The sequence below is a fragment of the Labilibaculum antarcticum genome, from assembly GCF_002356295.1.
Classification (GTDB): domain Bacteria; phylum Bacteroidota; class Bacteroidia; order Bacteroidales; family Marinifilaceae; genus Labilibaculum; species Labilibaculum antarcticum.
This window is the reverse complement of record NZ_AP018042.1, coordinates 5,369,499-5,382,909: the sequence shown is the minus strand read 5'-3', so window position 1 is coordinate 5,382,909 and position 13,411 is coordinate 5,369,499. Positions and strand designations below refer to the sequence as shown.

Below are 13,411 nucleotides of genomic sequence, written 5' to 3'. Positions count from 1 at the left end.
TTAGGAATGTTTCTTTTAGCCTTGCTCGAGGCTTTAGCCAAGTCTTTCCAGATGTTTAAACAAATTATCTTCACGATCAAGCTCCATCTTTTTCCGTAATCTGTACCTCAAGGTGTGTACACTTTCGGTAGAGATCCCTAATAGTTTGGCAATATCCTTACTCGAGAAATTGAGTTTTAACAGAGCACAAAGTTTTCGTTCTCCAGCGGTTAGTTTTGGATATGCTGCGTTTAAATTCTTAAAAAACGATTCGTTAACTGATACAAAACGCGCTTCGAATTGTTTCCAGTTTTGAGCATTGTTATGAGAAATTGATTTAAATATTTTTTTCACCTCCAATTCACTCGGTGGATTTGGTGTGTTTGTTAAGCTGTTTTCTAAAGATTTTAATAATTCATCTTTTTCTATTAATTGTAATGCTGATATTGCCAATTCCTTATTCTTAAGCTCAAAAAGTTCCTTATTTTTGTTGTTTTCAAGTTTCTGGTTTGTTTTGGCCAATTTTTGTTCTGTTTGGTGCTTTGTATTTAGGTGTCGGATATAGAAAATAACGATGATGGAAATGAATAGCATGGTTCCGGAAAACAGCATTTTCTGTAAGAACCAAATTTTATCATCTTGTTCTAATTGTGACAATCGTTGTTCCTGAATTAATTGTGATTGAGCCTCTTTTTCCTTTCTGAATTCATCACTTATTTCAAACAAAGGTCTGTTGTTTTCACTTCGGCTATCAAATAATTGTTCATTTAGAAGTTTGGCCTCACGAAGTTTTTTAAAGGCATTTTTATAATCTCCCATGCTCAAATAAAGATCAGATAGTTTTTGGTGAACTCTGGGAATATAGTTCATATGCCCTTTAGAGCTTTCGCTGATTTTAATGGATAACTTATAGTAATCTTCACTTTTTTTATTAATACCTAGCTTTTGGTAGGCATCTCCTATAAACGAATAGAGAATTACCAAATAAGCAGGATCATTTTTGAGAAACCAAGGCTCAACAGCTTGCATTTTCTGAAGAGCTTGTTGAGTATGGTTTTGGCTCAATTGGTAGTAGCTTTGCTCCACCAGAAGATACTCACTAGCAGATACATTCTCACCACCAGAGTAATGAATCATGAAACAGCTATCTAGGTATGCTTTAGATTTGGAAGCGTTGTTTGCTTCACGAAATAAGGTGGTTAATCCATAATAGTTGCCTTTAAGGCTTTGTCGGGAAATTTCACCTTGTTTTAGAAGTTCTTTTTTGATTTTTAAAGAAGATTGGAAATAACTAATCGCTTCATTCTCTCTTTCGAAAAAAGAATAGAGCCATGCAATCTGCTCATGAGATTGAGCTATAGTTTTCAAATCTTTTATTTCGTCGGCCAATAAAAGGGCATCCCAATATTGTTGGTAAGCCTTCGAATAGGACGCATGGTGGGAGTAGATTGTACCAAGCCTTGAAAGGGTTTGAATTGCCTTTAGAGTATCTCCATTTTCAATATGTTTTGAATATTGATTTTGGAGTTTATAAATCATCTCTTCGGAAAATTGAGAAGTAAGACCATTGTTTGTATTTAGGTTGTAAAGATGATTTATTGTTGAGTCATTTACTTGTAATTCCGTCTGATTTTGGCTCAAAAGGAATAGTGGCTGAAATAAAAATAGAAGTATGTAAAGTCTATGTGCCATTTGCTTGTCTTGTATAGTTGTGTTTTTATCTAAAAACCTGTAGACATTGGTGTAAAGGTATTTGTTTCGAGTTCGTTGTCCAGAAAAAAAAGGCTCAAATAGAGGGGGTGTTCAGTTTTTGTTCAGGTTAAAAGTTCTTTTTTAATGATTTCCCATTGCATATTTGAGTAATACATTTGAATAATTACTTAATCCCTTACTGCAGGTATGATAAATAAAATAACTATTGGATTGTTGTTCTTTCTCATGATAGGATGTCAATCGGTTCAAGATTCCAAACGAGAATCGGATTTTAATTTTGGATGGAAATTTTCCTTGGAGCACGCCAACGAAGCGTATGCTGTAAATTTAGATGATTCCGCATGGAGAGAAGTAAATCTTCCTCACGATTGGAGTATTGAATTTCCTTTTGACTCAATAAAAGGAGAAGGATGTACAGGATATTTGCCTGGAGGTTTAGGATGGTATCGCAAGCATTTTACTGTAAATGCTTCCGCAGATGAATTAACTTACGTCTTATTCGATGGGGTTTACAATAACTCTGAAGTTTGGCTGAATGGCAAAAGAGTAGGTGAGCATCCTTATGGATATTCTCCGTTTTATTTCGATTTAACACCTTATTTAAATCCGACAGGAAAAGACAATGTTTTGGCTGTAAAGGTTGATCATACAAGATATGCTGATAGCAGATGGTATACGGGTTCAGGTATCTACCGTAATGTGAAGTTGGTAAGTGTAAATAAATTGCACATTCCAATTTGGGGAAGTTTTATAACAACACCTAAAGTCTCTGTAGAACAAGCTAGCGTTTCTATTGATATCACGGTTGATAATGATTTTGATACCGAAAAATCATTTAAAATTATTACAGAATTCTATTCTCCCAAAGGAAATAAAGTAAAAGAAATTGCTTCTGATGATATTGAATTAGTATCTGGAACAAAAACTTTTAATCAGACTGTTGAGATTGATCAACCTGAGCTGTGGAGTGTTGATACACCAAACTTATACAAGGCTGTTTCTAAAATTGTACAAGGAGAAAATAGTGTTGATGTATACGAATCTACATTTGGAATTCGCTCTATTCGTTTTGATAAAGAGGAAGGTTTCTTTTTGAATGATGTAAACATGAAGATCAAAGGTGTATGTCAACACCACGATGGAGGATTAGTAGGAGCCGCTGTTCCTAAAGGAGTTTGGAAACGACGTTTGCAAATTTTGAAAGATGGAGGATGTAATGCTCTTCGAATTGCACACAATCCCGCATCAGAAGAATTGCTTGAATTATGCGATGAAATGGGATTTTTGGTGCAAGATGAATTTTTCGATGAGTGGGATTATCCAAAAGATAAGCGCGATAATATGAACGAGACTCATGATGATTATATTTCTCGTGGATATGGCGAGCATTTTCAAAAGTGGGCTCAATTTGATTTGAAGAATACCATGTTGGCTCATCGTAATCATCCTTCTGTATTTCAATGGAGCATTGGAAACGAGATCGAATGGACTTATCCTCGTAATAAAAAAGCGACAGGTTTCTTTAATAATATGGATTGGCAAGGAGGCTATTTTTGGTCGCAACCGCCATTCTCTCCTGAGAAAATTCGTGCAGAATACAATAAAATGCCTGCGTTAGAGCATACTATTGGCGAAACAGCAAATAAATTAGCTACTTGGACAAAAGAGTTGGATACAAGTCGTCCGGTAATTGCAAATTGTATTTTGCCCTCAGCCAGTTTCGAATCAGGTTATACTGATGCGTTGGATATTGTAGGTTTTAGTTACCGTCGGGTAATGTATGATTACGCGAAGAAATATTATCCGAATAAAATTGTAATGGGCACCGAGAACTTGGGGCAATGGCATGAGTGGAAGGCCATCGAAGAACGTCCGTTTGTGTCAGGAACATTTTTGTGGACAGGTACTGATTACCTTGGAGAAACAAATGGACGCTGGCCACAAAAAGCGACTGCAAGTGGATTGGTCGATTTGGCTGCATTCCCAAAACCGTCTTACCACATGTATAAAACACTTTGGTCCAATGAACCACATATTTATATTTGTTCAAATTCTACGAAGGATTCTAATTATAAAGTGGGTGAATCGGGGAATGTAGTAGAGAAGAAAGCAGGTGCCTGGGAACATGCTTTGTGGGAATGGTACGATGTAATTGAGCATTGGAACTACACCGACGAAAAGAATGTAATTGTAGAAGTAATCTCTAATTGTCCTGAAGTAGAATTGTTTTTGAATGGAGAATCTATGGGAATCAAAAGTTTGAGTAGTTTTGACGATCGCATTTATAAATGGGCGGTTCCTTATAGTAAGGGTAAGTTAGAGGCAAAAGGAGTAAAGGATGGTAAGGAAATCTCCTCTCAAATTGTAACATCTACCGAACCTGTGAGTATTCAACTATCAGTTGATAAAACAAGTTTAAATGCAGATGGTTACGAGGTGGCACACATTATCGCTCAGCTCCATGATAAGGATAACAACCCGGTGATTGTTTCCGAGGCAAGCATCAGTTTTGAATTGGATGGAGCAATCAAATTGCTGGGAGTAGATAATGGATCTGCAAAAAGCACTCAGACTTACCAATCGAACACTGTTTATACAAATAAAGGGCGTTGCTTATTAATTGTACAGTCGACCACAAAAGCTGGTTCTGTAGATATTTCTGCCAGTTCAAATGCAATTAAAAGTAATGTCATCAAGCTGACAGTTAAATGATTTTAAATAAAATATTTTTTCAATTATGATACAAAAAACATTATCGAGGATAATATTGGTTGGCATTTGTGCTGTATCTGTTTTTGCATGTAAGGCTCAAACAAAAAATACGGATGGATTTCCATTTGTACTGCCAAAAGAGAAACCTAACAGAGCTTTAAGTGCGGCCATGGAACGCAATTATGATGCATATTTGGCACCTACACCGCAGGAGAACGAGCTTTATTCCCAATTTAAATACACAAAGTTAAAAGGCTTTGATTACAATAATGATGACGGAACCATTTCCCGAAGAGATCCTTCAAAGGTGATTTTAGCCAATGGAAAATATTACGTTTGGTACACACATCGTGACACACCAACACCTCCGCAGGGAGCCGAAAAATGCAATGATACTATTCCTTCCAGTGATTGGGATTTATGTGATATTTGGTATGCAACCAGTAAAGATGGATTTACCTGGGAGGAGCAAGGCGTTGCAGTACCAAGACCGCCTAAACCAAATGTAGGTTGGCGTTCGGTAGCTACGTCTGATATTTTGGTATGGAAAGGTAAATATTACTTGTACTATCAGGGATTTATGGAAGCAAGCGGTAAACGTGGAGATGATTGTCCCGTAGCTGTTTCTTATGCTGATTCACCTGATGGTCCGTGGACTGCTTACAATAAAGTGGTAATACCAAACGGAGCTGAGGGCGACTGGGATCAATTCTCAATTCATGATCCTTATCCATTGGTATATAAAGGGAAAATATATTTGTACTATAAATCAGATGCAAACGGACAACCAAACTTGGTTCGTATGCAAGGTTTAGCTGTTGCAGATAATCCATTGGGTCCATTTGAAAAAAATCCTCTGAATCCGGTTATCAATTCGGGACATGAGACAACTCTTTTTCCATTTAAAACTGGTATTGCAGCATTGGTAATACGTGATGGTAACGAGCATAATACAGTTCAGTATGCCGAAGATGGAATTAACTTTAACATTGCGTCAATTACGTATTTAATGCCAAATGCGGGAGGTCCATATATTCCTGACGCGTTTACAGATACCAAAGATGGTCGTGGTATAACCTGGGGAATTTCACACTTTACAACAGTTACTTCGTGGGCAACCAATCACGCTGTTTTAACACGTTTCGATTGTGACTTGAGTCAGGATGTTAACGATCCTTCTATGAAACATTCAAATACATACTATAAGCCAGAGTTCTACTACAATCATGGTTTAAATGGGAAACAACGAGAGCGAGTACAGCAAGAAAATAAACGTTTATTGGACCAATAGAAAATTTTCACAAGAAAGAGGGTGTCCAATTTTTGGACACCCTCTTTTGCTTTTCACAATAAATTCTGTGGGAAAGTCTACTTTTCGTGGTATAGAGCTGGTTTTAGTTGTATGATTTGCATTTGTTTTACTGAGAACAGACTGTATAGCCTTTATCTCTGATTTTAAGTCTATATTTGCAAACTGTTAAAAGATGAAAACAAGACTGCTATTTCTTGACCGAATCTGTTGAGTAATGGAGAATACTTATCCACTTAGAAGGATAATACCAAACAGTAGATATATAAATAATTGACAATAATATGAAGGATCTTTCCCAAATAGAGAAGATAAACACAGTAATTGCAGAATACTTTACTACCAATGCAACACTTACAATAGTACCCGTAAAAGAGCTGATGCCTGCTTTTATTAAAGCGGGGATATTTGCAAAAGACATTAAAAAAGGATTGCCAATTCGCTTAGTTCTTAGAGAGCTTGATGAAAGCAACGAGTTGGCTTTAATACCCTTTGTTCATGCTGAAAGACATGGTGAACATACTTATTGGTACTTTATACCGACTAATTCAACTGCTCCAGAGACAGCCTACAAACAGGAAACAAAGAAACTGGAAAATGATGTTTTAGCCATTCGTGCAAACAGCGACGAAACATATGTTATCTCATTATGCGATGAGGTATTATCACTAAAAGCCGATCGTCAGAAAAGATTTCCTTTCCTTTTGGGTGATCTGCATAAAAATGGAAAAACTCAAACCAAGCTTCCGGTAGATGCTTACTATGAAGAATTGCAATTGGTGATAGAATATAAAGAAATACAGAATTTCAGACCTGTTGTTGCCTCTCATAAAATTGATGAAGAGGAAGAGGAGGAAGGCACTAAGATTTTATCACGTGAAGAGCTGCGAAGAACATACGATGAGAGAAGAGCCAAAGTTCTTCCAGAGAATGATATTTCATTGGTCGTAATTTCTTATTCGGATTTTGAGTTCGATAATGAAAACAAAATTATTCGCGATAAAGAAAGCGATCTTACTACAGTGAAAAAAGCATTGAGAGACTTTCGTTAGTAAAGGATAAAATGCTAATAGATATAGAGCTTGACAGGACTGAATGATCAGAACTGCCAAGCTTTTTTTTGTGTTCTTAGGTTTTGTAAATTCGATACTCCTCCTTAAAAAAATAAGATCAATTCAGGATTGATCGAAAGTTTATGCTGAGTCCAATTTGTGCTTTTAAATTCTCCAACTAGTGCTCTACAATCTGGTTTAGGAGTGGATTAGAAAACAGGGGAATTCTTTTTGCATGCTCAACAATAAAAAAAATACGTAAATTTAGCTTTCTTCATAGCTGATGATCGGGAATATGTAATCTTATAATGGCTAAATAAAGGTGGAAATGAATGCAGGAAACTCTGATCAGGAATGGATAAAGTGAAGAATTTAATGAATCAATTACATAAAAAAAGATAAATGAATCTTAACTACCAAAAGGATGAATTGTTACAAAGCAATTCTAGTGAAGACGAATTAAAATTTCTAAACCTGCTTGCTGAAAAATTCCCATCAGTTCAAGCGGCTTGTACCGAAATTATAAATCTTGAATCAATAATGAATCTGCCCAAAGGGACAGAGCATTTCCTTACGGATATTCATGGAGAATATGAGACTTTTAATCATGTGTTGAGAAATGCTTCGGGTATGGTGCGCAAAAAAATTGATGTTGTGTATGCGAATACGATGCTCGAAAAAGAAAAAAATCAGTTGGCAATACTGATTTATTACCCTGAGGAGAAGCTCAAACTCATTACCAACGAACAGGAGGATTTGAATCAATGGTTTTCAATTACGCTTCGCCGCTTAATCGAAGTGGCCCGCGTATCGGCCGATAAGTACACCCAATCGAAGGTAAGAAAGGCGATGCCATCCGATTTCGCCTATGTGATTGATGAGTTACTGAATGAACCTAATGCGAAGAAAGAAAAGTATTTCGATTGCATCATACAATCGATTATCGATGTTGATCGGGCCAATCAATTTATTGTGGCGATCAGTAAATTTATACAACGTTTACTAATTGATCGTCTGCATATAATTGGGGATATATATGATAGAGGACCTTTTGCCGATAAGGTAATGGATGTAATACAGGATCATTATTCGGTAGATATTCAGTGGGGAAACCACGATATTGTATGGATGGCTGCCGCAACAGGAATTCGTGCCAGTATAGCCGCTGTAATTCGTTTGAGTGCCCGATACAACAACCTGGATACTCTCGAAGATGCCTATGGAATTAATCTGATGCCTTTGGCTACCTTCGCCATGAAAGCCTATGAGGGCGATCCCTGCGAAGCTTTTATCCCCAAAAATACACCTCCTGAAAATATTGGTTCTACGCAGATTAAACTGACCAGTAAAATGCACAAAGCCATCATGGTGATTGAGATGAAACTGGCTGGTGAAATCATTCGCCGCAGTCCTGAAATGGAGATGGAAGATCGATTACTGCTCGATAAAATCAATTATGAAAAAGGTACGGTGACTATTGATGGTCGGGAATTGGAGTTGAACGATAAATCATTTCCTACCATTGATCCTAAAAATCCTTATCAACTAACTAAAGAGGAGACCGAGTTGGCTGAAAAGCTTCGTTACTCATTCTTGTATTGTGAAAAGTTGCAACGCCATATAAAAACATTATTTTCCAAAGGAAGTACCTATCTATCCTATAATTCCAATTTACTATTTCATGGTTGTATCCCTCTCGATGAAAAGGGGAATTTGAAAGATCTTACTTTACAAGGTGAAAATTACAAGGGAAAGGCTCTTTGTGATCAATTTGATTTAATTTGTCGGCGAGCTTACTTTAACCGTGAGCATCCTGAAAGAACGAGTAAGGATCGGGCCTACATGTGGTACCTATGGAGTGGAGCTTATTCACCTCTTTTTGGGAAGAAGAAAATGGCCACTTTCGAACGCTATTTTCTCGACGATAAGGAAGTGCAGCGGGAGGAAAGCAATATGTATTATAAACTAAGAGATGATTCGGCGAGCTGTTGCCGTATTTTAGAGGAATTTGGACTCGATCCGGAAGTTTCGCATATCATTAATGGGCATGTGCCGGTAAAGGTTGGGAAGGGCGAAAGTCCGGTAAAAGCGGATGGTAAACTTTTTGTAATTGATGGAGGAATGTCAAAACCCTACCAAAAAGTGACCGGCATTGCGGGCTACACTCTAATTTACGATTCTTATAGCTTAATTCTTGCGGAACATACCTCTTTTGAATCAAAACGAAGAGCTATTCTCGATGAAGTTGATATTGTTTCAACCAGAAGTATGATTGAGCACGCTACCAAGCGAATTCATGTGGGAGATACTCATATAGGAGCCAATTTGCGTCAACAAATTCAAGACTTGAACCGACTACTGGATGCCTATCGGAAAGGGATTGTGAAAATTAAAAGTGTAGGATAAGAGGAACGTTTTTCGATACAATAAGAATTTGAAGATGGGTGAGTTCTTCAATTATATTCTAACTTAGAGAGGGAAGGGCAAAAGATAATTATCCATAGTCCATAATTTTATAGATTTAACTTGGTGAAATGCCATGGCATTTGGGTGTTTTTTTGTTTGGTATAAAATAGTACGTTTAGGCAATTTTTGTATTCGTGCGAAATAAACAGTAAGAATTATTGAAAATGGAAGACTCACATACAATTGAAGAGTTAAATACTCAGCTAAAATGGGGGGTAAAACAAGTAAAGAAAGTTACTTGGCTGATAAAAGGCTATCAGCTTAATGAATTTGCTCAGGTAACACATTTAAATATTTCAAAAAAGAATCTGAAAGGCATTTGGCCTCCTGCACTTTTTAAATTAAAGCATTTAGAATTTTTAGATATTCAGGAAAATGAACTTAAATCTATTCCGGAAAAAATAGCAAATTTAAAGTGTTTGAAATGTATGGATATTCGTCGGAATCAAATTAGTTTATTGCCTCAATTAATAACTCATTTGCCCGTACTCCAAAAATTATATCTAGGTGATAATAAATTCACTGTAGTGCCCAGTATTCTTTTGGATTGTCCCAAATTAGAAGTCATTGATTTTACTAATAATCAGCTAACCGAAGGGATAGAATACCTTTTGAATTCAGCATCTATTACTCACATTTATTTGAGAAATAATTGTATCAAGTTGTTTCCATTTCATCTTCTTAAAAGCAATAAACTTATAGAGCTGAATCTAATGGAAAATGAAATCGAAATTATTCCTAAGGAGTTACCAGCCATTGGATATTTCATATTTTAATATGATTTTTGTTGAAGATGTTTTGCTTCAGTTATTTAAGGAGTGAATCCTCCTGATTGCATGCAGCTGTTTTTTGGATTTTTAATCCCGTTAAGCGGCTAAAACAGCCGGAAAGCATTGGTTTTAGTTTAAAATGGAGCGGAAAGAACTCTTCAAACTCATGAAGAACACTCCAAACACAAAGGAAATTATCAGGAATTGTTTGGCTTGATCGCAAAATATGCACCACATTCCTAACCCTTTTATTATTCGTTGTCCACTCCAAGTTTGCCGATACAGCCTGTGTCCACAATCATGAACATGAAAATAGGTCACAATAAAAACGAAGGATTGAGAAGTGCTTATTTCTTACTTTGTCATAAAAAAAATAAAACAAAACTAAAATTTTATCGATAAAAAAAATACATTTGTACCCGTCAAAATAAATTTTAATTGGTGAAAACGAATTTCGGGAAATACTGTATCACAAAACTGGTATTGCTACTAAGCCTTAGTAGCTTGCTGTGTATTGCCGGTGCCTACCAAATTCAAACATCTCTTCAATTCAATCAAAAGGATAAGCAGGGTGTAACTACACAGTATAAAATTCATCAGGACGGTTTAGTGGCTGATTCTGAATATGATTTTTCTGCATCAGCTTTAGGTTCCATTCCTTCAGTAAAAGAAAACAGCAGCCGTTTAAGTGCAGCTCTCCATTCTTATAATTGTTTGATTCGAAGCCGATTTACCCAATATGCTTATCAGTTCCAAAATATCCGTTTAAATTACCGTAAAGCGGATTTACTGTACCCATCCCATTATTTTTGGTAATCCATTTTTCTTCTAAAAGAGCATATCTGCATGCTCAAATATTTTAGTTTCGGTAGAGGCGTATTTTATACCGCCCCTAAATAATCTTACCTATTATTTAAAAAGAAGAAGATGGATTTAACAACAACCGTTGTAGGACTTAGTATGCTTGGACTTTTCATTGTTCCAATTGCTATTATGAGTTCTAAAAAGAAAAAGAAAGATCAGGTTTTACTGCTGAAACTAAAAAGCTTAGCCTCCCAAAACAATTGTGAAATATCAAACTATGATGTTGAGTCAGAATTTGCAATAGGCATTGCAAATTCGAAAGATTTTGTCTTTTTTGTTCGCAAAATAGCGCAATCAGAAAAACTTTTGGATGCATGTATTCCTTTGATTGAAATAAAGGAATGCCTGCTGCAATCGGCTAAACGAACCGTAAAGTTGCAGAAGTCAAGCGTGATGGTTACCGACAAATTGGAGCTTGTTTTTCAACCTGAAAAGAAAGACAAAACTGCTTTCACATGTCTTCTGTATGATTCAGAAATTAATCCGCAATTGGTCAATGAAATTCTAATAGGACAAAAATGGGTTTCAATAATTAATGAAGCGATTAAAAATTGACAACTAGTAAATCCCCTTACGAGTAAGGGGATTTTTTTTGTATTTCTTACAGGATAAGATCCCATCTGTATCTGTCCTTAAAAACGAGTTTGTTTGAATCTTTGCTGTAGTTGATTACCTGTAACTTACGGCAAGATAAAAACAGAACTCCAGCGGCAGGCAAATGGAGAAAAGAGCTTAGTGGCTCCGTTCAAAAAAAAATGATTGCGGCCTTTAATTTTTGCTTTTTTTTGTACAACAAAGGCGCTAAATACTTAGTTTCGTAATCGCATTAAATAACTGAATAGATGAAGCTAAAAATAGATGGATTTGTTGTTGCCATTGTGGGCGTAATTGTAACGGCTTACTTTTTTCCGCAATGGGGAAGCAAGCAGAGTGCAATCCCTTTCAACCTAATTGGAAGCATCGGCATTTCTTTGATCTTCTTTTTTTATGGCTTAAAACTAAGTCCGGAAAAGATGAAATTCGGACTAAAAAACTGGAAACTGCATCTTATGGTGCAAACTTCTACCTTTATTCTATTTCCCTTGCTTGTACTTGCCTTTTATCCCTTTTTCGCTGGTAAGGCAGACCAAACAAGCTGGTTGGCTTTTATGTTTTTAGCGGCACTGCCATCTACCGTATCGTCTTCGGTTGTGATGGTATCCATTGCCAAAGGAAATATTCCTGCGGCTATTTTTAATGCAAGCATTTCCGGTCTTATTGGAATTGTGATTACTCCTCTTTGGATGAGTTTGTTTTTACAAAATGCGGCTGCCGATTTTGACTTGGGGAGCACCTACCTAAAGCTGATTACTGAAATTTTACTGCCTGTATTTTTAGGCGTGGCCTTGCAGCGTTATTGGGGCGATTTTGTAAGAAAACACTCTCGTTACCTTAGCTTATTCGATAAATCGGTGATTCTTTTAATCATCTTCAAAAGTTTTGCTGAATCCTTCGACGAACACATTTTTTCCTCGGTAAGTGGAAGCGACTTTCTCATTCTACTATTGGCTGTTCTGTCCTTGTTTTCGTGCATCTTTTTTCTTACCCGCTTTATTTCAATGCAGATGGGCTTTAGTCTCGAAGATCGGATTACGGCCCAATTTTGTGGTACCAAAAAATCGCTGGTACACGGTACCGTATTCTCTAAAATTCTATTTCAGAATACCCTTTCGATAGGCATGACCCTCCTTCCGCTTATGCTCTTTCACTTTATCCAGATATTTATAATCAGTATTGTTGCATCGAGAATGGCCCGAAAACAAGAACTTGCCATAGCAAGCTAAGCCCAGCATTTGCATGCACTCCTCAATTTCTAATTCAAATTGGGTAGGAACAGTTTACAAAATAAAAGAATGGAAAGGTGGAAGCTCCGGCTGCTAGGTTTGTTCTTTCACTTTCGTGGATTCCTACACAATACCGTCTCAGGACAGATATAATAATGCAATCGATTATGCCCGTTAAAAAGGAGTCGTAAGAGTTTTCTTGTTTTAGAAACCCAGCTTGCGCAGCTTTGCAATCCGGGGCAGAGAGTTTCGGATTTCTAATCCTGTTGCCGAATCGATCGCGAAATTTAAAATGATAAACGCTGTCAGGTGCAAGCACGCTTACAGGTTTTATAAATAACACCAGCTCCTGCAGATTTGTAATCTGCAGGTAAAGAGTACAGGATTTTTAATCTCCTGGTGCTCTCACTCCAAGTGAGGGTACCAGTAATTATGTCCTTATGCGATAGTTTAGAGCAGGAGATCGCCAGCAACAAGCAAGCAGCTTAGCAATTGATGTGGCCGGTATTGCGCGAGGTTTTTCAGGGGAAACCTGACAGCATACTTGCACCTGTCAGCGTTGAAAGGGAAGAACTGCTAATGGCTGCCGAAGCCCAAGCGAAATACAACTAAAACAAGCCCCCGCAGCTTTGTAATCTGCGGGCAGAGTTTAGGATTTTTAATCCTTCTCGAAAAGATACAGACCCTTCAATATTTCGACAAGCTCAATACAGCGCAAGCTTA

Annotated in this window: 9 protein-coding genes; 8 read left to right on the top strand and 1 reads right to left on the bottom strand. The window is 36.9% G+C overall.

Annotated elements, in window-relative coordinates; translation table 11 throughout:
* Positions 1-33: 33 nt before the first annotated feature.
* Positions 34-1,671, bottom strand: coding sequence for a helix-turn-helix transcriptional regulator (locus ALGA_RS21415; protein WP_096432825.1), 1,638 nt, complete (start codon positions 1,669-1,671; stop codon positions 34-36).
* A 207-nt stretch (positions 1,672-1,878) separates the two neighbouring features.
* On the opposite strand from ALGA_RS21415, the gene ALGA_RS21410 reads away from it, so the two are divergent.
* From ALGA_RS21410 to ALGA_RS21375, 8 genes are all read left to right on the top strand, one after another.
* The gene (locus tag ALGA_RS21410; protein ID WP_096432823.1) at positions 1,879-4,404 is read left to right on the top strand and encodes a sugar-binding domain-containing protein; all 2,526 of its coding nucleotides are present in this window, start codon (positions 1,879-1,881) and stop codon (positions 4,402-4,404) included.
* A 25-nt stretch (positions 4,405-4,429) separates the two neighbouring features.
* Complete coding sequence (locus ALGA_RS21405) at positions 4,430-5,695, top strand: glycoside hydrolase family 117 protein (protein ID WP_096432821.1); 1,266 nt, start codon at positions 4,430-4,432, stop codon at positions 5,693-5,695.
* Between the two features lie 302 nt (positions 5,696-5,997).
* Positions 5,998-6,765 carry a hypothetical protein gene (locus ALGA_RS23295; protein WP_197705640.1) on the top strand — a complete coding sequence of 256 codons (768 nt, stop codon included), beginning with the start codon at positions 5,998-6,000 and terminating at the stop codon, positions 6,763-6,765.
* A gap of 402 nt (positions 6,766-7,167) precedes the next feature.
* Positions 7,168-9,171 (top strand): fructose-1,6-bisphosphatase, encoded by a 2,004-nt coding sequence (locus ALGA_RS21395; RefSeq protein ID WP_096432819.1) that lies wholly within the window; start codon positions 7,168-7,170, stop codon positions 9,169-9,171.
* A gap of 224 nt (positions 9,172-9,395) precedes the next feature.
* On the top strand, positions 9,396-10,007 hold the full coding sequence (locus ALGA_RS21390) for a leucine-rich repeat domain-containing protein (RefSeq protein WP_096432817.1): 612 nt from the start codon (positions 9,396-9,398) through the stop codon (positions 10,005-10,007).
* Between the two features lie 435 nt (positions 10,008-10,442).
* Positions 10,443-10,817, top strand: a complete 375-nt coding sequence (locus ALGA_RS21385) for a hypothetical protein (protein WP_096432815.1) — start codon at positions 10,443-10,445, stop codon at positions 10,815-10,817.
* Positions 10,818-10,928: 111 nt separating this feature from the next.
* Entirely contained in the window at positions 10,929-11,420 is a 492-nt protein-coding gene (locus ALGA_RS21380) for a hypothetical protein (RefSeq protein WP_096432813.1), read from the top strand.
* A gap of 287 nt (positions 11,421-11,707) precedes the next feature.
* Complete coding sequence (locus tag ALGA_RS21375; protein ID WP_096432811.1) at positions 11,708-12,688, top strand: bile acid:sodium symporter family protein; 981 nt, start codon at positions 11,708-11,710, stop codon at positions 12,686-12,688.
* Positions 12,689-13,411 lie beyond the last annotated feature (723 nt).

What these genes read in the sequence shown, in the direction of transcription:
- ALGA_RS21380 (WP_096432813.1), top strand. Translation starts at nt 10,929, where the DNA reads ATGGATTTAACAACAACCGTTGTAGGACTTAGTATGCTTGGACTTTTC.
- ALGA_RS21415 (WP_096432825.1), bottom strand. Translation starts at nt 1,671, where the DNA reads ATGGCACATAGACTTTACATACTTCTATTTTTATTTCAGCCACTATTC.
- ALGA_RS21410 (WP_096432823.1), top strand. Translation starts at nt 1,879, where the DNA reads ATGATAAATAAAATAACTATTGGATTGTTGTTCTTTCTCATGATAGGA.
- ALGA_RS21405 (WP_096432821.1), top strand. Translation starts at nt 4,430, where the DNA reads ATGATACAAAAAACATTATCGAGGATAATATTGGTTGGCATTTGTGCT.
- ALGA_RS23295 (WP_197705640.1), top strand. Translation starts at nt 5,998, where the DNA reads ATGAAGGATCTTTCCCAAATAGAGAAGATAAACACAGTAATTGCAGAA.
- ALGA_RS21395 (WP_096432819.1), top strand. Translation starts at nt 7,168, where the DNA reads ATGAATCTTAACTACCAAAAGGATGAATTGTTACAAAGCAATTCTAGT.
- ALGA_RS21375 (WP_096432811.1), top strand. Translation starts at nt 11,708, where the DNA reads ATGAAGCTAAAAATAGATGGATTTGTTGTTGCCATTGTGGGCGTAATT.
- ALGA_RS21390 (WP_096432817.1), top strand. Translation starts at nt 9,396, where the DNA reads ATGGAAGACTCACATACAATTGAAGAGTTAAATACTCAGCTAAAATGG.